The organism is Sphingomonas japonica (assembly GCF_006346325.1).
GTDB classification, from domain to species: Bacteria; Pseudomonadota; Alphaproteobacteria; order Sphingomonadales; family Sphingomonadaceae; genus Sphingomonas; species Sphingomonas japonica.
Map to the genome: position 1 here is coordinate 1,410,559 of NZ_VDYR01000001.1, position 20,706 is coordinate 1,431,264.

The window sequence follows — 20,706 nt, forward strand, 5'->3', positions numbered from 1 at the left end:
AGGATCAGGCGGCAGCGCGCGGGCGCTGGAGCTGGGCGAGGATCTGCTCGCGCGGGCCGTCGGCGGCGACCTTGCCCTTGTCGACGATGACGATGCGGTCGGCAAGCCTCAGCAGCCCGGTACGATGGGTAATGAGCACGAGCGTCTTGCCCTTGGTCTCGTCGACCAGCCGGTCGATCAGCTGGTTCTCGGTCTGCGAATCCATCGCGCTGGTCGGCTCGTCGAAGATCAGGATCGGCGGTCCGCCCGCCAGCGCACGCGCCAAGGTGATCGACTGGCGCTGCCCGCCCGACAACCCTTCACCGCGATCGGCGAGCTTGAGGTCGTAGCCGTTGGTGATCTGGCCCATAAAGCTGTGCGCGCCCGAAATCTCCGAAGCGCGCAGCATCTCGGTATCGTCGATATGCGGACGGTCGAGCGCGATATTCTCGCGCACCGTCCCCGACAGCAGCACGGTTTCCTGGAGGGCGGTGCCGATATTGGCGCGCAGCCCCAGCGTGTCGAACTGGCGGATGTCGGTGCCATCGATCATCACCAGCCCTTCCTGCGGCTGGTACAGGCCCAGCATCAGCCGCGCGAGCGTCGACTTGCCCGATCCGACGCGGCCGATGAACGCGACGCGCTGCCCCGGCTCGATCGTCAGGTTGAAGTCCTCGAGCGTCTTTTCGGTGGCGCCGGGATATTTGAAATCGACGCCGCGCAGCTCGATCCGGCCATTGAGCCGCGCAGGATGCAGCGGCTCGCCGAGCGGTCCCTCGGACGGAATGCTCATCAATCCGTTGATCTGGGCATAGGCGGTGCGCGTCGCCGAGATACGCGACAGCAAGGTGGCGATTTGCGTCAGCGGCTGCACCGCGCGTCCCGCCAGGATCGAGCAGGCGACCAGCGCGCCCGTGGTCATCTCGCGCTCGGCGATCAGGAACACCCCGACAATGACGACGCCGATATAGGCGATGCTGTTCGCCGACGTCGCGATCGTCACCGCGATCGTCGAAACCAGCCGTTGGCGCAGCGAGCTGTCGCTATGCTCGTCAATGGCATTGAGCCAGCGCTTGCGCATCAGGCCGGCCGCGCCGGACGTCTTGACCATCTCCAGCGAGCTGATCGATTCGACCAGAACCGACTGCTTGAACAATCCGCCGTTCATCGACTTCGCCGCCAGACGATCGAGCGCCGGGTGCGTCGCCCAGCCGGCGACGATGACGAACGGGATGATGACGATCGGCACCCAGACGATCGGCCCGCCGATCGCGCCGATGAAGATCAAGGTGATGGCGATGAACGGTACGTCGACGACTGCGGTGATCGACGCCGAGGCGAAGAAATCGCGCAGCGTTTCCAATTCGCGCATCATTCCGGTCATCTGCCCGGTCGATCCGCGCTTCATGTCCATGCGGATGCGCATCAGCCGCTCGAAGACATTGTCGCCGATCTGGCGATCGATGTCCGCGCCGGCGATATCGACGAAATAGGCGCGCAGGATGCGCAGCATGAAATCGAACACCAGCACGATGCCGACGCCGATGGCGAGCGCGGTCAGCGAATCGAATGCCAGATTGGGGACGACGCGATCGTAGACGGTCATCGTGAACAGCGAGACGATCAGGCCGAACACGTTGATCATCGCCGCCGCCAGCGCGACCTTCAGATAGATGTGCTTGTTGCGGAACATCGGCTCCGCCAGCCAGCTCGCGAAGCGCGGCTGCTTTTCCGGGACCAGTTTCTCGTTGCTCATCGGGCTTCCAATCGGGCGGGCGCGATGCCGAAGCCGTCGAGCAGCTTGCCGGTCCGCGCGAGCAGCGCATAGCGCGCAATGTCGAGTTCCGTCACCGTCTCTATGTAGCGCGAGGCGACGTTGAAATAGTTGGTCTCCGCGCTCAGCACGTCGAAGAGCGTGCCGCGCGACACACGGAAGCGCTCGACCAGCACGTCGCGCGACTGGCGCGTGGCGATATAGTTGTTCTCGATCGCGGCGGCGGATTCCGCCAGCGCCTCGACATCGGACCAGGCGATCGCGGCATCGCGCGCCGCCTCGACGCGGATACGGTCATAGGTGGCGCCTGCGCCGCGCGCACGCGCCTTGGCCTGGTCGATGCGCTGCGTCGCGCCGCCGAACAGCCGCTGCGTCAGCGTGACGCTGGCGCGCACATCGTAATCGCCAGCATTTTCGAGCAGGCCGTACCGCCCGGCATCGACCCCGACGCCCAGCCCCGGCAGCGCATCGCCGCGCGCGGCACGAGCATCCTCGCGCGCTGCGACGGCATTGAGCCGCGCCGCCTCGACTGCGGGGATGTTCTGCGAATCCGCCTCCGCGCGCTCGCGCGAAGTCGGCACCAAAGTCGCGGTCGGTGCGCGGCCCAGGCCCGGCGGCGCCGGCACGCCGATCACCTGGCGGTATTGCGCCTCGGCATTGGCGAGCGAGCGCTTGAACCCGGCGAGCTGAGTCTGTGCAGCGGCGATGTAGCTTTCGACCTGCGCGACGTCGCCGGGTGCCGATACCCCCTGTTCGACGCGCTCTGCAATCGCCGCGCGCAGCTCGGTCTGGCTGGCAAGGAACGACTCGGCCAGCCCGACCAACGCCCGATAGCCGAACACCCGGTACCAGCTGTCGACGCCGCGCAGCGCGAGCTGGACCGAGACGTCGTCGATCCCGGCGACCGACGCCTCGAGCCGGCGGTTGCCCGCGGCGATGCGGCTCTTGGCGCTGCCGAAATCGAACACCGGCGCTTGCAGCCGCAGCGTCTCGTCGGTCCGGAAGGTCGGACGCGAGCGTTCGAGGACATTTTGCGGATCGTCGGTGAAGGCGCGATCGACGGTGCGGAAATAGGACAGCGACATGTCGATCACCGGCAGCTCGAGCGTGCGCGCCTCGTTGCGCGCCGCCCGCGCCTCGTCGCGCCGTGCCTCCGCCTCGGCGATCGAGGGATGGCGCCCGACCGCGGCCTGGATTGACTGCCGGAACACCAGCGGATCCCCGCTTTCGCGCGCCAGCCGCAGGATCGGGTCGCTGCCCGGATCGATCGCCAGCGGGTCGGCGCTCGGCGCAGGGAGCACATTCCCGTCGCTGGTCGGCAATTCCTGCGGAGTAGACGACGTGTCGGGCTGCACGCCTCGTACCGGTTGCAGCAGGATCGGCGGCGGCGGCGCGGTCGTCGGCGCGGGCGTGGGCGCGGGGCTGGTGCTTGGCGCGATCGGCACGGCACGCGGCGGCGGCGGGGTCGGCGTCGCGCCGCGCTGCGGATCGGTCACCAGCGAGCTTTGCGCATGCGCGCACGGCATCGCCGCGGCCAGCACCGCCAACGCGGAACCGCACAATATGCTCGCAGAACGGATAGCTGCCACACTCGCTCCCAAAACCGTCGCGCTCGTTCGCATTGTCGTCGGCGCATCGGCAAGCGCGGGTACGGTGATCGTTCGCCCGCCACCGGTCGCCGCTGTCCTCGCAACCGGTGCCCCCGCTCCGGCCGTCCCGCACTGGGCGCCGCCACTAGCCCACGGAAAAAATGCTGTAAAGCAGTGCGACCGGTGCCAACGCCTTTTGGTCGCAGCGGGCGGTTGCCCATCCCCGGTCGTGCGTGGCATGTTCGGTGCGAAAACGAAACCGATCGGAGAGACGTGATGGCGACCGCGCTGCAGACCCCTGCCCCAGGCATCACCGACGCGGAGCGCGAGGCGCGCCAGCAGCTCGCCGCCTGCTACCGCGTGTTCGACATGCTCGGCTGGTCGGAGATGATCTACAACCACATCACGCTCAAGGTGCCGGGCGAGGATGGCGCATTCCTGATCAATCCGTTCGGACTGCATTTCAGCGAAGTGACCGCGTCGAACCTCGTCAAGATCGACATCGACGGCAACAAGCTCGATGCCTCGCCCTATCCGGTCAATCTCGCCGGCTTCACCCAGCACGCGCTGTTCCACCGCCTGCTGCCCGATGCGCATTGCATCATGCACACGCATACCACCGCCGGCATGGCGGTCAGCTCGGTCGAGGGCGGCCTGCGTCCGACCAACTTCTACGCGTGCAGCTTCGCCGGACAGATCGCCTATCATGATTTCGAGGGCGTGACGGTGCGGTCGGAAGAAGGCGAGCGGCTGATCGAGCATCTCGGCGACAAGCGCGTCATGCTGCTCAGGAACCACGGCATCCTGGTGATGGGCCGCACCCTGCCCGAAGCGTTCCTGAAGCACTGGTCGCTGCAGCGCGCGTGCGAGATCCAGGTCGCCACCGCCTCGATGGGCACGCCCATCGAAGTTCCCGACGAGATCGTCGCCATTCACCAGCGCGACCTGTCCAAGGTCCAGATCCCGGGCGGTGCCGGCGCGGCCGATTTCGCGGCGATGGTGCGCCTGGTCGACCGCACCGACCGCAGCTGGCGCGACTGATCAGCCCCCACACGAGCCTGTACGCTCCGGTGCCCGTTCGTATCGAGCGAAGTCGAGATACACGTCGAGGTAGCGCTTCTCGACTTCGCTCGAAGCGAACGGGTAAGGAAAGCGGCGCCCTGATGGAAACGACCCGGCACCGATGACCCGCTTCACCGTCAACAACCAGCCGATCGAATATCGGCTCGACCCGCAGACGCCGTTGCTGTGGGCACTACGCGACGCGTCGAACCTGACCGGCACCAAATATGGCTGCGGCAGCGGCGAATGCGGGGCATGCACGGTCGATATCGACGGCGTGCCGCGGCGATCGTGCCAGGTCCCGATCGGCACGATCGAAGGCACCTTCGTGACGACGATCGAAGGGTTGTCGCGCGACCGGTCGCATCCGGTCCAGGCGGCGCTGATCGCGTCGAACGTGCCGCAATGCGGATATTGCATCCCCGGCATCGCCATGGCCGCCGCTGCGCTGCTGCGCCGCGACCGCGCGCCAAGCGACGAGGCGATCCACGAAACGCTGTCGAATCTGTGCCGCTGCGGCATCCAGCCGCGGCTGGTCGACGCGATCAACCGCGCGGCAGCGCTGGCACGCGGCGACGAAACCGTATCGGTCGCGGCGCCGCCCGGCATCGACCGCGACGATGCCGCGCGCGCGGTCCCCGCCCTGATAGTGCCGGATGGCAACTAGCTTTCTGCTGCCTTTCATCGCAGTTCAGCCACGGCTCATCCGGCTCGGCGTAAAGCGGATACTACCCCTACAAGCCGGTTGTTCCGGGATCGGAGAGTATCGATGAAAAAGCAGTTTCTGATGGCGCTGATCGCTGCCACTGCAATGGTCCCGGCATCGGCGATCGCGCAGGAGCGCGGCGGCCGGTCGACCGAAGCTCGGGCCGAGCGACAGGCCACCCGCGCCGAACGCCGCGCCGCCCGCCCCCAGCGCCAACAGGCGCAGCGCCCGGCGCGCGCGCAGGTACGACAGGCTCCTGCCCGCGCACAGGCCCGCCAAGAACGCCGCCAGCAGCGCGTCGCCGATCGCACCGTGCGTCCGGCGCAGGCCGCGCGGCCGCAGCAGCGCATTGCACGGCAGGAGCGCCGCGACTTCCGCCAGGATCGCAATCAGGATCAGCGCGCGTTCCGGCAGGATCGCCGCCAGGATAGCCGCGCGTTCCGCAACGGCCAGGTCACTCGCCAGCAATTCCGCAGCGAACGCCGCGACGATCGCCAGGATTTCCGCAGCGAACGTCGTGACGACCGCCGGGACTTCCGCAGCGATCGTCGGGACTGGCGGGGCGACCGGGATCGGCGGGACTGGAACGGTAATAGGGATCGCCGGAACTGGGGCGGCAGTCGCTGGTCCGGCAACGACCGCGGCGCTTGGAATCGCGACTGGCGCCGCGACCGGCAATATGACTGGCGCCGCTATCGCCAGGCCAACCGCAGCCTGTATCGCCTGCCGCGCTACTACGCGCCGCGCGGCTATGACTATGGCTATCGCCGGTTCGGGATCGGATTCACGTTGAGCTCGGTGCTGTTCGGACAGAATTACTGGATCGGCCAGCCGGAATATTATCGCCTGCCGCCAGCCTATGGCCAGTATCGCTGGGTTCGCTATTACAACGACGCGCTGCTCGTCGATATCTATTCGGGCGAAGTGGTCGATGTCGAATATGATATCTTCTGGTAAGGCGCACTAGCGCACGACGGAACGACGGGGGCCCGGGGCGAAATCGCCTCGGGCCTCTTGCTATTGCACGGGTGCTTCGCGATCCTGCGGGGATGCCAACCGCAGTGAAGAAACCGCCCACGCCATCGCCGCTGCGCGCGATGATCGGCGCCACCGTGTCGGCCCGGCTTGATGCCAATCCCGCGATCACCCGCATCGCCACCGACAAGATCGACGCATTCCGCTATCCTGATTTTCTCAGCGACGCCGAATGCCGCACGCTGGTCGCGCTGATCGACAAGGGACGGCGCCCTTCGACGCTGCTGTCGGCGGCGCACGATCCCAATTTTCGTACCAGCGAGAGCTGCGATCTCGAACGCTTCGCGCCCGAAGTCCGCGCGATCGACGAGCGTATCGCCGAAACGCTCGGCATCGCGCCGGAAAATGGCGAGACCATGCAGGGCCAGCGTTATGCCCCCGGACAGCAGTTCCGCGCACATCATGACTATTTTCATCAGGGCGAGCCCTATTGGGAGGATGTCACTCGCCAGGGCGGGCAGCGCACGTGGACGGCGATGATCTTTCTCAACACCGTGGCCGAAGGCGGCGCGACCTGGTTTCCGCAGGCCGGGATGCGCGCCAAGCCGGTCAAGCGCATGCTGCTGATCTGGAACAATATGGGCGCCGATGGCGGCCCCAATCCGCTGACGCTGCACGAGGGCATGGCAGTCGTGGAAGGCACCAAATACATCGTCACCAAATGGTTTCGCGAGGGCATCTGGTACCGCGTGCGATAGACGCGGCACGCGCGGACGGGCATGACGCCGCGATGGCCCCCGTCCTCAACATATCCAGCTCTATCCTCGGTCAGCCGTGGCGCTGGCGCGCGACCGCGGCGCAGGGCATCGGCGGCGACGACCTCGTCTCGCAACTGCTGCTCGCGCGCGGCTGCCCGCCCGAGGCGCTCGACGCGCACAAGACCCCGTCGATCCGCAGCTTCATGCCGGATCCCTCGATCTTTCGCGACATGGATCGCGCCGCCGAACGGCTGGCGGACGCGGTGCAGGGCGGCGAACAGGTCGCGATCTTCGGCGATTACGACGTCGACGGCGCGACGTCGGCGGCGCTGATGATCCTGCTGCTGCGCGATCTCGGCATTGAGGCGCGCCCCTACATCCCCGACCGGTTGATGGAAGGCTATGGTCCCTCCGGGCCGGCGCTGGTCCGCCTGGCGCAGGAGGGCGCCAGCCTGATCGTGACCGTCGATTGCGGCGCGCAGGCGTTCGATGCGCTGGCGATGGCGCGCGACGTCGGCGTCGAGGTCGTCGTCGTCGATCACCACAAATGCGGCAGTGCTCTCCCGCATGCCCACGCAGTGGTGAACCCTAACCGGCTCGACGAGACCGAAGGCGCGGCGCACGGCCACCTCGCCGCGGTGGGCGTGGCATTCCTGCTTGCCGCTGCGCTGGTACGCACGTTGCGCGCCAGGGGGCATTTCACCAACCGCAGCGAGCCCAGGCTGCTCGACCTGCTCGACATCGTCGCGCTCGGCACGGTCGCCGACGTGGCCGCGCTGCGCGGGCTCAACCGGGCGTTCGTGGCGCAGGGGCTCAAGGTGATGGCCGCGCGGCGCAATATCGGCATCGCCGCCCTGCTCGATGCGTCGCGGCTGACCCGGGCGCCGACGTGCAGCGACCTCGGCTTCGCGCTCGGCCCGCGCATCAATGCCGGCGGCCGCGTCGGCCGGTCGGATCTCGGCGTGCGCCTGCTCACGACCCAGGATGCCGACGAAGCGCGCGCCATCGCCGCCGAACTCGACCGCCTCAACGAGGAACGCCGAGCGATCGAGGGCGATGTCCAGCTCGCCGCCGACGCCTTGTCGGCGGATCAGCGAGGGCGCGGCGTGGTCGTGGTCGCGGGGCGGAACTGGCACGCAGGCGTAATCGGCATCGTCGCCGGCCGGCTCAAGGAAGCGCTCGGCCGCCCGGCGATCGTCATCGCGCTCGACGAACACGGCATCGGCAAGGGATCGGGGCGCTCGATCGCCGGGGTCGACCTCGGCGCGGCGGTGCTTGCCGCCAAGGACCGGGGACTGCTGATCGCGGGCGGTGGTCACGCAATGGCGGCGGGCCTGACCATCGACGCCGCGAGGATCGACGAGTTCGCGCAATTCCTCGACGCCAGCCTCGCCGAACGCGTCGAACAGGCGATCGGCTCGCGCGCCCTGTTGCTCGATGCGGTGCTGTCGCCGGGCGGCGTCACTCCCGACCTCGTCACCGCGCTCGATGCCGGCGGCCCCTATGGCATGGGCTGGCCGCAGCCGCGCGTCGCCGCCGGGCCGGTGCGGATCATCAAGTGCGACGTCGTCGGCAACGGCCATGTTCGCGCGATCGTCGGCGGCGACGATGGCGGGTCGATCAAGGCGATGGCGTTCCGCAGCGCCGACACCCCGCTCGGCCAGGCGCTGCTCGGTGCAGGCCCCGGACGACGCCTGTGGGTCGCCGGCCGTGCGCGGATCGACGACTGGGGCAGCCGCCCCGCCGCCGAGCTGCACCTCGACGACGCCGCCTGGGCGGATTGATCGCATTTTGGCGCGCACAGCCGCTTGACCAATCCGCCGCGCTTGCCTAATCGCGCTCGCTCAAGCCTTCATGGCCCCTTCGTCTAGCGGTTAGGACGCGGCCCTTTCACGGCTGAAACACGGGTTCGATTCCCGTAGGGGTCACCATCGGCTGAAATCAGCCGTTTTTGGTAGCTGGCTTGATCAGATTTCCGGCCGTCATTCGATCGCCCGCGCTCGACGCAATCACCGTTACCTATGCGCAATTCATCGGAGATTGATGTGAGCGAACGCTTCGAACGCCATCGCCAACCGTGGACGCAGGACGAAATCCAGAAGCTGCATACGCTGGCCAAGAAGGGCATGGCGCTCAAGGCGATCGCCAAGGCGCTGACCCGCAGCGAGGAATCGGTCAAGGATCGCGCCAAGGCGGACGGGCTGTCGATCGCGAAACTGCGATAGGCGAAGGAACGACGACGCCGGGCTTTTCTCGACTTCGCCCGGAACGGACGGCATGGGGGTGCGCGTGACTTTGCGGCCGCCATTCCAATATGACGCGATCATCCTCGGCGCGGGTGCAGCCGGGCTGTTCTGCGCCGCAATCGCCGGCCAGCGCGGGCGCCGCGTCCTGCTCGTCGATCATGCCGACCGGCCGGGCAAGAAGATCCTGATCTCGGGCGGCGGGCGCTGCAACTTCACCAATGTGCATACTGCGCCCGACCGGTTTCTGTCGTCGAATCCACATTTCGCCAAGTCGGCGCTCGCGCGCTACACGCCCCGGGATTTCATCGACCTGGTGGATATCCACGGCATATCCTGGCACGAAAAGACGCTCGGCCAGCTATTCTGCGACGGCTCCGCGCGCGCCATCGTCGAGATGCTGCTGGGCGAGTGCGAGCGCGGCGGCGTCGATCTTTGGCTCGCAAATCCCGTTACCGCGGTCGACCATGCTGACGCCCGATATCGCGTCACCGTCGGCGACCGCGAAGCCAGCGCCCCGGCATTGGTGATCTCCACCGGTGGTCCCTCGATCCCCAGGATGGGCGCGACCGGCTTTGCCTATGACCTCGCCCGCCGCTTCGGGCTCAAGGTCGTCGAGCCGCGCCCAGCACTCGTTCCGCTGACATTGGGCGGCGACGATGTGCTGTTCCGCGACCTGTCCGGCGTTGCCGCACCTGTGATCGCGCGCGCGGGCAAGGCGGCGTTCCGAGAGGCGGCGCTGTTCACCCACCGCGGCCTTTCCGGTCCCGCGATCCTGCAGGTCTCTTCCTATTGGCGGCACGGAGAGCCGGTCGGCATCGATTTCATTCCGGACCGCACCAAGGGCTGGCTTCGTGAAGCGAAACGCGCCCAGCCGCGCACAAGCCTCCGCCGCGTGCTGGGCAATCATTTACCCGATCGGCTCGCCGAGACGCTGGCCGAGCGCATCGCGCTTGCCGGCGATATCGGCAACCTGCCCGACCGGCAGCTCGCGGCGGCGGAGGCGCGGCTATCCGACTGGCGTTTCACGCCCAATGGCACCGAAGGCTATGCCAAGGCGGAGGTCACTGCGGGCGGAATCGGCACCGCCGCGCTTTCTTCGCAAACAATGCAAGCCAAAACCGTTCCGGGGCTGTATGCGGTCGGCGAAGCTGTCGATGTCACGGGTTGGCTGGGCGGCTATAATTTTCAGTGGGCATGGGCAAGCGGCTGGGCTGCGGCGCAAGACCTCTGACGTAGATCGGCCGACGAATGGCCTGCCCCCAAGCGTTTTGACTGGACCGACATGCCCTATTCGAATCTCCCGCCGCTTCTTTCGGAAGCGCTCACCGCGCGCGGCTATGAAGCGCCCACCCCCGTCCAGGCGGCGGTGATCGAAGCCGAAGCCGCCGGCCGCGACCTCGTCGTTTCCGCGCAGACCGGATCGGGCAAGACTGTCGCCTTCGGGCTGGCAATGGCACAGCAGCTGCTCGAGGACGGAGCATTGCCTCCCCCGCGCCTGCCGCTCGCGCTCATCATCGCCCCGACTCGCGAACTGGCGCTGCAGGTCAGCCGCGAGCTGCAATGGCTGTATGCGGGCGCTCATGCGCGCATCACCACCTGCGTGGGCGGGATGGACGCGAGCAAGGAGCGGCGCTCACTCGGCCACGGCACGCACATCGTCGTCGGCACGCCCGGGCGGCTGCGCGATCACCTCGAACGCGGCGCGCTCGACCTGTCCGCTCTTCGCGTCGCCGTGCTCGACGAAGCCGACGAGATGCTCGACATGGGCTTCCGCGAGGATCTGGAGCAGATTCTCGATGCCACGCCGCCCGAGCGCCGCACCCTGTTGTTCTCGGCGACGATGCCCAAGCCGATCGTCGCGCTCGCCCGCCGCTATCAGCGCGACGCGCTGCGCATCTCGACCGTCGGCGAGGATCGCGGGCATGGCGACATCGCCTATCAGGCGGTGACGGTTGCACCTGCCGATATCGAGAACGCCGTCGTCAACCTGCTGCGCTTCCATGAGGCGGAGACGGCGATGCTGTTTTGCGCGACCCGCGACAATGTCCGCCATCTCCACGCGTCGTTGCAGGAACGCGGGTTCGCGGCCGTCGCGCTGTCGGGCGAGCATTCGCAGTCCGAGCGCAACCACGCATTGCAAGCCCTGCGCGATCGCCGCGTCCGCGTCTGCGTCGCCACCGACGTCGCCGCGCGCGGCATCGACCTGCCGACGCTCAGCCTCGTCATCCATGTCGAGCTGCCGCGCGATGCCGAGACGCTGCAGCACCGCTCGGGTCGCACCGGGCGGGCGGGCAAGAAGGGCACCGCAATCCTGATCGTCCCCTATCCGCGCCGCCGCCGGGTCGAAGCGATGCTGCGCGGCGCGCGCATCGCCGCCGAATGGATCGATCCGCCGACGCCCGAGAGCATCCGGATCCAGGATCGCGAACGGCTGATCGCGGCGCTGCTCGCGCCCGTCGAGCTGGACGAGGAGGACATCGCCTTGGGCCAGCGCCTGCTTGCGGAACGCTCGCCCGAGGAGATCGCGGGGGCGTTGGTTCGTGCCCACCGCGCGTCGATGCCGCTCGCCGAGGACCTGCTCGACAAGACCGCCAGTCCGCAAGGCCGTCCGGACAAGCAGCCGGTCCACCGAGCCGGGTTCGAGGATACGGTGTGGTACCGGATGGATGTCGGGCGCCGCCAGAATGCCGACCCGCGTTGGTTGCTGCCCTTGCTCTGCCGCCGCGGCCACATCACCAAGAACGAGATCGGGGCGATTCGTATCGCCGCCAACGAAACGCTGTTCGAAATCCCGCGCACGATCGCCGATCGCTTCAACAAGGCGGTGGCGCGGACGGCGGGCCAGGACGGCAGCGACGAAAGCGGCATCGCCATCGAACCGTCGACCGGCGGCGCGCCGCGCGACGCCGCCCGCCCGCCGCGGGGAGCGAAGCCGCCGGCGCGGCACCAGGCCAAGCCTTTCCGCGGGCGCAAGCCTGCCCGGTGACGGGGCTGCGCATCCTGGTCGATGCGGACGCCTGCCCGGTCAAGGATGAGATCTACCGCGTCGCCTTTCGCCACGAAGTCGCGGTGACCATCGTCAGCAACCAGCGCATCCGCATCCCCGATCATCCGCTCGTATCGCGGGTGGTCGTCGATGACGGTTTCGATGCCGCCGACGACTGGATCGCCGAGCATGGCGACGGCGGCGCAGTGGTGGTGACCGCCGACATCCTGCTCGCCGATCGCTGCCTGAAGGCCGGGGCAAGCGTGCTCGCCCCGACCGGCAAGCCGTTCACTACCAGCTCGATCGGCGCGGCGGTCGCCTCCCGCGCGATCATGGCCGACCTCCGCGCGGGCGGCGACGTGATTGGCGGCCCGGCTCCTTTTGCAAAGGCCGACCGCTCGCGGTTCCTGTCGGCGCTGGACGAAGTGCTGGTGCGGCTGAAGCGAGGGTGAGCGCCCCTAACCGTCCATCAGGCGATATCCGATCCCCAGTTCATTGACGATCCGCGTCGGCGCCGAAGGGTCGGCCTCCAGCTTCTGGCGCAGGTTGCGCACGACGATGCGCAGATACTCGATCGGCCGATCGACCGAGTGCGGCCACACCGCCTCAAGAATAGCGCGATGCGTCACCACGCGGCCGGGCGCTTGTGCCAACGCGGCGAGAACATCGAATTCCTTGCGGGTCAGATGCACCTCGCTGCCGCCCAGCGAAACCCGGTGCCGGTCGATATCGACCTCCAGCGCGCCGACCCGGACCGGCCCGACCTCCCCCCCGCGGCGATGGCGCAGTGCGGCGCGGATCCGGGCCAGCAGCTCTTCGGTGTCGAACGGCTTGGTCAGATAGTCGTCGGCACCCAGGTCGAGCGCCGCCACCTTGTCGTCGGTAGCCTCGCGCGCCGACACCACCACGATCGCCACACCCGCGCGCTTCAGGATCGGGACCAGCTCCAGCCCGTCGCGATCGGGCAGCCCCAGGTCGAGCAGCACCGCGTCCGGCCGCGCGTCATCCACCAATCCCAACGCCGCAGCCGCATTCTCTGCCTCGACCACCCGATACTCGGCGCGTTCGAGTGCCACCCGGCACAGTCGCCGGATCTGCGGCTCGTCGTCGACAACCATGATCGTCGGCCCGCTCATTCCGCCGCTTCCTCCTCGCTGGCCCGCACGATCAGCGCTTCGGGAAAGCGCAGGGTGAAGCACGCGCCGCTGCCGTCGCTGCGGTTGGTCGCCGCCACCGCGATCCCCATCGCATTGGCAAACCCGCGCACGATCGCGAGACCCAGCCCGGTACCGCCCGCCGCGCGGTCTGACCCTTCGATCCGGTCAAAGGTCTCGAACACCGCACCCTCGCGCCCAGGCGGCAAGCCCGGACCTTCGTCGAGGATCGACAGCAGCAACGCCTGCGGTTCGCGCCGCGCCTCGATGGTGATCGGCGTGCCCGGATCGGCATAGCGTCCGGCATTGTCGAGCAGGTTGATCAGGCAGTGGTGGAACAGCTGCGGGTCGATCCGCACCAGCGGCAAGCGCGGCGACACATCGAGCTGGATAGCGCGCCCGTCCAGCGTGCGCCGCGTGTCCTGAACCGCCGCGGCGACGGCGTCGGTCAGGTCCGTAGGTTCGATCCGCAGCGCGATTGCCCCTGCTTCGACGCGTGCCATATCGAGCAGATTGGCGACGAACCGCCGCAGCCGCTCGGCCTCGGCGCGGATCGTCGGCAGCATGTCGGCCTGCGGATCGCGCTCCATCGCCTCGGTCGCCGCCAGGATCGTGGTGAGCGGGGTGCGCAGGTCGTGCCCCACCGACGACAGCAGCGCCGCGCGCAGCCGGTCGCGTTCGCGCACCGCATCCACATCGCGCATCTGCTCGGCCAGCCGCACCCGCTCGAGCGCGAGCGCCGCCTGGTCGAGCAGCCCCATCAGCAGCGGCAGCTGGTCCGGCCGGATCGGATCGCGCCCGTCGTCGCGCGCCAGTCCCAACACCGCCAGCGTTCGCTCGCCCGCGACCAGCGGCTGGAACAGCCAGTCCGACGCCGTCAGCGTCGCCGATCCGCGTCCGGCCGGCTTGCCGTTGTCGAGCGCCCATTGCGCCGATGCCTGCTCCATCGTCTCCAGCACGACCGACGCCGCGGTGCTGCCCAGAATGTCGAGGCCGCCTTGTGCCTGCCCGACCAGCATCGCGCGCGCATCGAACAACCGCCCGACCTCGGCGCAGATCGCATCGGCCAGGTCGCGCGTCTCACCCAGTACGGTCAGGCGGCGCAGGAACCCGGCAAGCGTTGCGTTGGTCCGCGCGCTGGCCGCGGCGAGGTCGGCCTGCGCACGCACGCGCGACGTCAGCTGGCTGGTCGCCGTCGCGACGCCGAGCAGCACGAAGATCGACACCACGTTCTCGGGATTGGCGACGGTCAGCGTGCCGGTCGGCGGCAGGAAGAAGAAGTTGTAGGCGAGGCTCGACACGATCCCGGCGAACAACCCGGTGCGCAGGCCATAGAGACTGGCAGCGACCATCACCGGCAGCAGATACAGCAGCGACACGTTGCCGAGATCGAGGATGTGGAACAGCATTGTCGCCAGCGCGGTCACCCCGGCGACCATCCCGACCGTCGCCGCATACCCCGATGGCGCGCCCCAGCCTCCCAGCGTCCGCCGCGCGCGGATGCGGCGATCGGAGGGCGTCGTCGCCAGCGGCAGGACGTGGACCGCGACGCCCGGCGTCTCGCGCACCAGCCGATCGACGATCGACCCGTGGCGAAGCTCGAACCAGCGCGAGCGCGACGATTTGCCGACCACGAGCTGGGTCGCGCGCGATTCAGCCAGCTGGGTCTTGATCCCTTCCAGGATCGTCGCCGCAGGCACCGCCGCGACTTCGGCACCAAGCTGCGCCGCCAGGTTGAGCGTCGCGGCGATACGGCGGCGCGCGTCATCGCCCAGCGTGCGGCTGCGCGGGGTTTCGACATGCAGCGCGGTCCACGGCGCGCGCTGGGCATCGGCCACCCGCTTGGTCGCGCGCACCAGCCCGTCGGCGCCGGGCAACTCGCTGACCGCGACGACGATCCGCTCGCTCGCCGCCCAGGTGCCGCCCTCGCCCATCGCGCGGACATGCTCGAGCATCTGCGCATCGACTGCCTGCGCCGCACGGCGCAGCGCAAGTTCGCGCAGCGCCGACAGGTTCGATTTGGAAAAGAAGTGCTGCAGTGCGCGCGTCGCTTCTTGCGGAAGATACACCTTGCCGTCGCGCAGCCGCTCGATCAGCTCGTCGGGCGGGATATCGACAACCTCGATCTCCGCCATTTCCAGGATGCGGTCGGGCACCGTCTCGCGCACTCGTACCCGCGTGAAGCTGGCAACGATGTCGTTGAGGCTCTCGACATGCTGGATGTTGATCGTCGAATAGACGTCGATCCCGGCCGCCAGCAGCTCCTCGACATCCTGATAGCGCTTGGGGTGACGGCTGCCGGGCGCATTGGTGTGCGCCAGTTCATCAACCAGCGCCAGCCGCGGCGCGCGCGCCAGCAACGCGTCTAGGTCCATCTCGTCGTACGCGCGCCCGTCGAACTCCAGCCGCGCGCGGGGCAGCACGTCCTGACCCTCGATCAGTGCCTGGGTTTCCGCGCGGCCATGCGTTTCGACCACGCCGATGACGACATCGACCCCGACCTTGGCTCGTGCGCGTCCTTCCGAGAGCATCTCGTGCGTCTTACCGACGCCGGGTGCGGCCCCGAGGAAGATCTTGAGCTGGCCGCGTCCTTCCTGCGCTGCGGTCCGCAGCAGGGCGTCGGGATCGGGGCGGGCTCGGCTGGTCACTCGCGACTGGTAGCGCCGTTCGCATCCGGCTGTCGATTGGTCGGAGCGCGATCGAGCCGACGGTTGAGCAGCAGCACGTTGACGCGCGGCTCCCCGATGAAGCCGAGCAACCGCTGCTCGGTCGCGGCGTCGAGTAGCGTGCGCACCTGCGCTTGCGACAGTCCGCGTGCCTGTGCCACGCACGGTAGCTGCAGCGCAGCATTTTCGGGGGAGATATGCGGATCGAGCCCCGATCCCGACACGGTCGCCATGTCCGCGGGCATCGACCCGGTCACGCCAGCCCGTCGCTGAGCGGCAATGTCGGTTGCCACCCGTTCCTTGAGCACGGCGCTGGTCGGTCCGAGGTTCGATCCAGCCGACGCCAGCGCGTCATAGCCGTCGCCCGCCGCCGACCCGCGCGGCTGAAAATACTGCGCGCCCGTGAAGCCCTGCGCGATCAGTTCAGACCCGACGACGCGGTCGTCGTCGCGGATCAGGCTGCCATTGGCCTGGTGTGGGAACACCGCCTGCCCGATGCCCGTGATCGCCGCCGGATAGGCGAGGCCCAGCAAGGCCGCAAACAGGATCGTCAGCGTGATCGCCGGGCGCAGCGCGGAGGTGAGGTGATCGAGCATGTCGCAGTTCCTCTTAAGCCAGACCCAGACCGGTCACGGCGACGTCAATGATCTTGATCCCGGCGAACGGAGCGAGCAGGCCACCCAGGCCGTACACCGTCAGGTTGCGCCGCAGTAGCGAGCCGGCGTCCATCGGCCGGTAGGTCACGCCCTTGAGCGCCAGCGGCACCAGCAGCGGGATGATGAGGGCGTTGAAGATGATCGCCGACAGCACCGCGCTTTCGGGCGAGCCCAGCCCCATCACGTTGAGCACGCCAAGGCCCGGATACAGCGCCGCGAAAATCGCCGGGATGATCGCGAAATATTTGGCGACGTCGTTCGCCACCGAAAAGGTGGTCAGCGACCCGCGCGTCATCAGCAATTGCTTGCCCAGCCCCACCACCTCGATCAGCTTGGTCGGATCGCTGTCGAGATCGACCATGTTGCCTGCCTCGCGCGCGGCTTGGGTGCCGGTGTTCATCGCTACGCCGACATCCGCTTGGGCCAGCGCGGGTGCGTCGTTGGTGCCGTCGCCGCACATCGCCACCAGCTTGCCCTCGGCCTGCTCCTTGCGGATCAGCGCCAATTTGTCCTCGGGCGTCGCCTGCGCAAGGAAGTCGTCGACACCTGCTTCGGCAGCGATCGCGGCGGCAGTCAGCGGGTTGTCGCCGGTGATCATCACCGTGCGGATGCCCATGCTGCGCAATTCGGTGAAGCGCTCGCGGATGCCCGCCTTTACGACGTCCTTGAGGAACACGGCGCCGAGCAGCCTGCCGTCCTTCGCCACCGCCAGCGGCGTGCCCCCTGCGCGCGCAATCTCGTCGGTGATGCGGCGCAGCTCGGTCGCGGCCGCGGTCTCTCCGAGCCTCGGATGGGCCTTGAGGATCGAATCGACCGCACCCTTCTGGATGACGGCCCCGTCGATCTGCACGCCGGAGATGCGCGTCTGCGCGGTGAACGGGATCACTTCCGCCCCGCTTGGCAGCGCCGCCACCTTCACCTCAAAGGCGTCACGTGCCAGCACTACGATCGAGCGGCCCTCGGGCGTCTCGTCCGCCAGGCTCGACAGCAATGCCGCGGTCGCCAGCTCGTCCTTGTCGATCCCCGACAGCGCCCGGAACTCGCTCGCCTGGCGGTCGCCGATCGTGATCGTCCCGGTCTTGTCGAGCAGCAGCACATCGACGTCGCCCGCCGCCTCGACCGCACGCCCCGATTTGGCAAGAACGTTGAAGCGCACCAACCGGTCCATCCCGGCGATACCGATCGCCGACAAGAGCGCCGCGATCGTCGTCGGGATCAGCGTGATGAGCAGCGCCGCGAGCAACGTCACTGGCACGCTGTCGCCGGCATAGCTGGCGAATGCCGGGATCGTCCCGACCGCGATCAGGAAGATGATCGTCAGGCCCACGAGCAGGATCGTCAGCGCGATCTCGTTCGGCGTCTTTTGCCGCTCGGCGCCTTCGACCAGCGCGATCATGCGGTCGAGGAAACCCTGCCCCGGCTCGACCGTGACGCGCACCTTGATCTGGTCGGAGATCACCCGCGTTCCCGCCGTGACGGCCGAGCGATCGCCGCCCGCCTCGCGGATCACCGGCGCGCTCTCGCCGGTGATCGCGGCCTCGTTGACCGACGCCACGCCCTCGATCACCTCGCCGTCGGACGGGATCAGGTCGCCGGTCTCGACCAGCACCACCTCGCCAACGTCGAGGCGGCTGGCGGGCACCAACTCATAGGTATCGCCAACGCCGAGCAGCCGCTTGGCCTTCAGCTCGGCCTTGGCATCGCGCAAGGATGCCGCCTGCGCCTTGCCGCGACCCTCCGCCAAAGCTTCCGCAAAGGTGCCGAACAGCACCGTCAGCCACAGCCATATCACCAGCTGCAGCTTGAACCCGGTCGCAAGTCCGTCGGCGCTCACCAACAGCAGCACCGTCAGCAGCGCGGCGACGGTGGCGGTGACGAACATCACCGGATTGCGCACCAGCTGCCGCGGATCGAGCTTGCGGAATGCATCGCCGATCGCAGGAACGATCAGCTCCGCTGTGAACAGGGATTTGGTGGCGGTACGGGCCATGACAGGATTCCCGATTAGAAGGTTTCGCCGCCGATCATCGCGAGATGATCGGCGATGGGGCCAAGCGCGAGGCTGGGCAGGAAGGTGAGGCCGCCAAGGATCAAGATGATCCCGACCAGCAGGCCGACCCACAGACCGCCGGTGGTCGGAAACGACCCGGCGGTGGCCGGCGCATGCTTCTTGGCAGCGAGGCTGCCGGCGATCGCCAGCATGGCGACGATCACGAAGAACCGACCGACCCACATGCACACGCCCAGCAGGCCGTTGTAGAACGGCGTGCCCGAGGTAATGCCGCCGAACGCCGACCCGTTATTCCCGACCGCGCTGGTGAAGGCGTAGAGGATTTCCGAAAAGCCATGCGGCCCCTGATTGAGCGGCCCCGCCAATCCGGCCTCGGAGACGCTGGCGATTGCGGTTCCGCCCAGGATGAACAGCGGCAGGATGGCGATGGCCAGTACCGCCAGCTTGACCTCACGTCCCTCGATCTTCTTGCCAACATATTCGGGCGTGCGTCCGACCATCAGCCCGGCGACGAACACCGCCAGGATCGCGAACAGAAGGAAGCCGTAGATACCCGCGCCCACACCGCCGATCACGACTTCGCCGAGCTGGATGTTGAGCAGCGGGATAAGGCCGCCCAGCGCGGTGAAGCTGTCGTGCATCGCGTTGACCGCGCCGCACGACGCGGCGGTGGTGACGACCGAGAACAATGCGGAGGCGGCAATGCCGAAGCGAACTTCCTTGCCTTCCATATTGCCGCCGTCGATCCCGGCCGCGGCCAGCATCGGTGTGCCTGCGGCTTCCTGCGAATAGGTCACCGCGGTACCGATCGTGAACAGGATCAGCATCGCCGCAAGGATCGCCCAGCCCTGGCGCGGGTTGCCCACCGCCTTGCCGAAGGTCCAGGTCAAGCCGACGCCGATCGCGAAGATCGACAGCATCTGGATCAGGTTGGTGACGGCGTTTGGATTCTCGAACGGATGCGCGGAATTGGCGTTGAAGAAGCCGCCACCATTGGTGCCGAGCATCTTGATCGCTTCCTGGCTCGCGACCGGTCCCAGCGCGATGGTTTGCTGCGCACCCTCGACCGTCGTCGCGACGACCTGCTGGACAAAGGTCTGCGGCACGCCGTTGGCGATCAGGAACACGGCATAGACGATGCAGATGGGCAGCAGCAGGTACAGCGTCACGCGGGTAACGTCCGCCCAGAAATTACCGATCGTGCCCGTTTGCCGCCGCGCAAAGCCGCGGAAGAACGCAAATGCCAGCGCGATACCGGTCGCCGCCGACAGGAAATTGTGGATCGTCAAGCCCAGCATCTGGGACAGGTTCGACAGCGTCGCCTCGCCCGAATACCATTGCCAGTTGGTGTTGGTGGCAAAGCTGATCGCGGTGTTGAATGCTCCATCCGGCGTGAAACCCGCCATGCCCGGATCGTTCATTGGCAGCACGCCCTGCAACCGCAGGATTGCATACGTGAACAGCAAAAGGACGGAGTTGAACACCAGCGTGTGCAGCGCATAGCGCTGCCAGCCCTGCTCTTCGTCGGGGTCGATGCCGGCAAGTTTGTAGAAGCCGGTCTCGACCGGGCCGAGCACGATGTGCAGCGGCGTGCGCCTGCCTTCGTAAAGTGCGAACAGCCACATCCCCATCGGCTTGGCCAGCGCGATCAGGATGCCGATGAAGGCGAGGATGAGGGTCCAGCCCTGCCAGGTCATTGTCGTGGCTCCTTCAGAAGCGTTCGGGGCGCAGCAGCGCTGCGACAAGATAGACGAGCAGCGCCGCCGCGGTGATCGCGGCCAGCCAGAGGTCGAGGGTCATTGCGGCGCTCCCGTCACGCGTCGTCGCACAGCCGCGCCCAGGCGAGCGTAGCCAGGAACAGCCCGGCGAGAATGCCGAGCCAGATCAGGTCCTGCATGCGCGCTGCACCGCGATTTCTGTGTCCGATTGCGACGCGCCGCCGAAACGACAATCGGACGTGCCCGTCACCGCACCGCTCATCGTCACCGCGGCGGGCAGATCGGCCGCGTCCTGCGCCATCGCGCTGGATGCACCAAACAGGGCGAGCGGCAGCGCCGCGCCCGACAAAACCATGTTCACGATCAACGCCCTCTTGATCCGATCCCCGGCCAAACCGACCGGCGATCAAGGGCTGTCAACTAGGC

The 20,706-nt window shown here is 67.8% G+C and carries 18 protein-coding genes and 1 tRNA gene; 10 read left to right on the plus strand and 9 right to left on the minus strand.

Annotated elements, in window-relative coordinates; translation table 11 throughout:
• Window positions 1-4 precede the first annotated feature (4 nt).
• Both FHY50_RS07005 and FHY50_RS07010 read right to left on the minus strand, forming a co-directional pair.
• Window positions 5-1,735, minus strand: coding sequence for a type I secretion system permease/ATPase (locus FHY50_RS07005; RefSeq protein WP_140047771.1), 1,731 nt, complete (start codon window positions 1,733-1,735; stop codon window positions 5-7).
• Window positions 1,732-3,342 carry a TolC family protein gene (locus FHY50_RS07010; RefSeq protein WP_140047772.1) on the minus strand — a complete coding sequence of 537 codons (1,611 nt, stop codon included), beginning with the start codon at window positions 3,340-3,342 and terminating at the stop codon, window positions 1,732-1,734. The genes FHY50_RS07005 and FHY50_RS07010 overlap by 4 nt, the downstream gene beginning before the upstream one ends.
• Window positions 3,343-3,618: 276 nt before the next feature.
• Here FHY50_RS07010 and FHY50_RS07015 point away from each other — a divergent pair, with 276 nt between their 5' ends.
• The 10 genes from FHY50_RS07015 to FHY50_RS07060 all read left to right on the plus strand — a co-directional run bounded on the left by FHY50_RS07015 (window position 3,619) and on the right by FHY50_RS07060 (window position 12,527).
• Window positions 3,619-4,383 carry a class II aldolase/adducin family protein gene (locus FHY50_RS07015; protein WP_140047773.1) on the plus strand — a complete coding sequence of 255 codons (765 nt, stop codon included), beginning with the start codon at window positions 3,619-3,621 and terminating at the stop codon, window positions 4,381-4,383.
• A gap of 142 nt (window positions 4,384-4,525) precedes the next feature.
• Window positions 4,526-5,071 (plus strand): (2Fe-2S)-binding protein, encoded by a 546-nt coding sequence (locus FHY50_RS07020; protein ID WP_140047774.1) that lies wholly within the window; start codon window positions 4,526-4,528, stop codon window positions 5,069-5,071.
• A gap of 102 nt (window positions 5,072-5,173) precedes the next feature.
• On the plus strand, window positions 5,174-6,067 hold the full coding sequence (locus FHY50_RS07025; protein WP_140047775.1) for an RcnB family protein: 894 nt from the start codon (window positions 5,174-5,176) through the stop codon (window positions 6,065-6,067).
• Window positions 6,068-6,159: 92 nt separating this feature from the next.
• Window positions 6,160-6,843 carry a 2OG-Fe(II) oxygenase gene (locus FHY50_RS07030; RefSeq protein WP_140047776.1) on the plus strand — a complete coding sequence of 228 codons (684 nt, stop codon included), beginning with the start codon at window positions 6,160-6,162 and terminating at the stop codon, window positions 6,841-6,843.
• 32 nt (window positions 6,844-6,875) lie between these two features.
• Window positions 6,876-8,627 carry a single-stranded-DNA-specific exonuclease RecJ gene (recJ, locus tag FHY50_RS07035; RefSeq protein WP_140047777.1) on the plus strand — a complete coding sequence of 584 codons (1,752 nt, stop codon included), beginning with the start codon at window positions 6,876-6,878 and terminating at the stop codon, window positions 8,625-8,627.
• Between the two features lie 72 nt (window positions 8,628-8,699).
• Window positions 8,700-8,774 (plus strand) — tRNA-Glu (locus FHY50_RS07040).
• Between the two features lie 90 nt (window positions 8,775-8,864).
• The gene (locus tag FHY50_RS07045) at window positions 8,865-9,068 is read left to right on the plus strand and encodes a hypothetical protein (RefSeq protein WP_140047778.1); all 204 of its coding nucleotides are present in this window, start codon (window positions 8,865-8,867) and stop codon (window positions 9,066-9,068) included.
• 64 nt (window positions 9,069-9,132) lie between these two features.
• Window positions 9,133-10,320 (plus strand): BaiN/RdsA family NAD(P)/FAD-dependent oxidoreductase, encoded by a 1,188-nt coding sequence (locus FHY50_RS07050; protein WP_420030878.1) that lies wholly within the window; start codon window positions 9,133-9,135, stop codon window positions 10,318-10,320.
• Between the two features lie 51 nt (window positions 10,321-10,371).
• A complete protein-coding gene (locus tag FHY50_RS07055; protein WP_140047780.1) occupies window positions 10,372-12,075 on the plus strand; it encodes a DEAD/DEAH box helicase in 1,704 nt (567 codons plus the stop codon).
• 5 nt (window positions 12,076-12,080) lie between these two features.
• A complete protein-coding gene (locus tag FHY50_RS07060; RefSeq protein ID WP_140231082.1) occupies window positions 12,081-12,527 on the plus strand; it encodes a YaiI/YqxD family protein in 447 nt (148 codons plus the stop codon).
• A gap of 6 nt (window positions 12,528-12,533) precedes the next feature.
• On the opposite strand, the gene FHY50_RS07065 is transcribed toward FHY50_RS07060, so the two are convergent.
• The 7 genes from FHY50_RS07065 to FHY50_RS07095 form a co-directional block, all read right to left on the minus strand.
• Window positions 12,534-13,211 (minus strand): response regulator, encoded by a 678-nt coding sequence (locus tag FHY50_RS07065; RefSeq protein WP_140047781.1) that lies wholly within the window; start codon window positions 13,209-13,211, stop codon window positions 12,534-12,536.
• Entirely contained in the window at window positions 13,208-15,877 is a 2,670-nt protein-coding gene (locus FHY50_RS07070; protein ID WP_140047782.1) for a sensor histidine kinase, read from the minus strand. The genes FHY50_RS07065 and FHY50_RS07070 overlap by 4 nt, the downstream gene beginning before the upstream one ends.
• On the minus strand, window positions 15,874-16,491 hold the full coding sequence (gene kdpC / locus FHY50_RS07075; protein WP_140047783.1) for a potassium-transporting ATPase subunit KdpC: 618 nt from the start codon (window positions 16,489-16,491) through the stop codon (window positions 15,874-15,876). Before kdpC ends, FHY50_RS07070 begins: the two co-directional genes overlap by 4 nt.
• A 13-nt stretch (window positions 16,492-16,504) precedes the next feature.
• Window positions 16,505-18,541 (minus strand): potassium-transporting ATPase subunit KdpB, encoded by a 2,037-nt coding sequence (gene kdpB / locus FHY50_RS07080; protein ID WP_140047784.1) that lies wholly within the window; start codon window positions 18,539-18,541, stop codon window positions 16,505-16,507.
• A 14-nt stretch (window positions 18,542-18,555) separates the two neighbouring features.
• The gene (kdpA, locus tag FHY50_RS07085; protein ID WP_140047785.1) at window positions 18,556-20,259 is read right to left on the minus strand and encodes a potassium-transporting ATPase subunit KdpA; all 1,704 of its coding nucleotides are present in this window, start codon (window positions 20,257-20,259) and stop codon (window positions 18,556-18,558) included.
• 13 nt (window positions 20,260-20,272) lie between these two features.
• The gene (gene kdpF, locus FHY50_RS07090; RefSeq protein WP_140047786.1) at window positions 20,273-20,362 is read right to left on the minus strand and encodes a K(+)-transporting ATPase subunit F; all 90 of its coding nucleotides are present in this window, start codon (window positions 20,360-20,362) and stop codon (window positions 20,273-20,275) included.
• Window positions 20,363-20,446: 84 nt separating this feature from the next.
• Entirely contained in the window at window positions 20,447-20,641 is a 195-nt protein-coding gene (locus FHY50_RS07095; protein ID WP_140047787.1) for a TorF family putative porin, read from the minus strand.
• Window positions 20,642-20,706: the final 65 nt, after the last annotated feature.

Coding starts and splice junctions, on each gene's coding strand:
- FHY50_RS07025 (WP_140047775.1), top strand. CDS start 5,174: ATGAAAAAGCAGTTTCTGATGGCGCTGATCGCTGCCACTGCAATGGTC.
- FHY50_RS07005 (WP_140047771.1), bottom strand. CDS start 1,735: ATGAGCAACGAGAAACTGGTCCCGGAAAAGCAGCCGCGCTTCGCGAGC.
- FHY50_RS07045 (WP_140047778.1), top strand. CDS start 8,865: ATGCGCAATTCATCGGAGATTGATGTGAGCGAACGCTTCGAACGCCAT.
- FHY50_RS07030 (WP_140047776.1), top strand. CDS start 6,160: ATGCCAACCGCAGTGAAGAAACCGCCCACGCCATCGCCGCTGCGCGCG.
- kdpB (WP_140047784.1), bottom strand. CDS start 18,541: ATGGCCCGTACCGCCACCAAATCCCTGTTCACAGCGGAGCTGATCGTT.
- FHY50_RS07020 (WP_140047774.1), top strand. CDS start 4,526: ATGACCCGCTTCACCGTCAACAACCAGCCGATCGAATATCGGCTCGAC.
- FHY50_RS07015 (WP_140047773.1), top strand. CDS start 3,619: ATGGCGACCGCGCTGCAGACCCCTGCCCCAGGCATCACCGACGCGGAG.
- kdpA (WP_140047785.1), bottom strand. CDS start 20,259: ATGACCTGGCAGGGCTGGACCCTCATCCTCGCCTTCATCGGCATCCTG.
- kdpC (WP_140047783.1), bottom strand. CDS start 16,491: ATGCTCGATCACCTCACCTCCGCGCTGCGCCCGGCGATCACGCTGACG.
- FHY50_RS07065 (WP_140047781.1), bottom strand. CDS start 13,211: ATGAGCGGGCCGACGATCATGGTTGTCGACGACGAGCCGCAGATCCGG.
- recJ (WP_140047777.1), top strand. CDS start 6,876: ATGGCCCCCGTCCTCAACATATCCAGCTCTATCCTCGGTCAGCCGTGG.
- kdpF (WP_140047786.1), bottom strand. CDS start 20,362: ATGACCCTCGACCTCTGGCTGGCCGCGATCACCGCGGCGGCGCTGCTC.
- FHY50_RS07055 (WP_140047780.1), top strand. CDS start 10,372: ATGCCCTATTCGAATCTCCCGCCGCTTCTTTCGGAAGCGCTCACCGCG.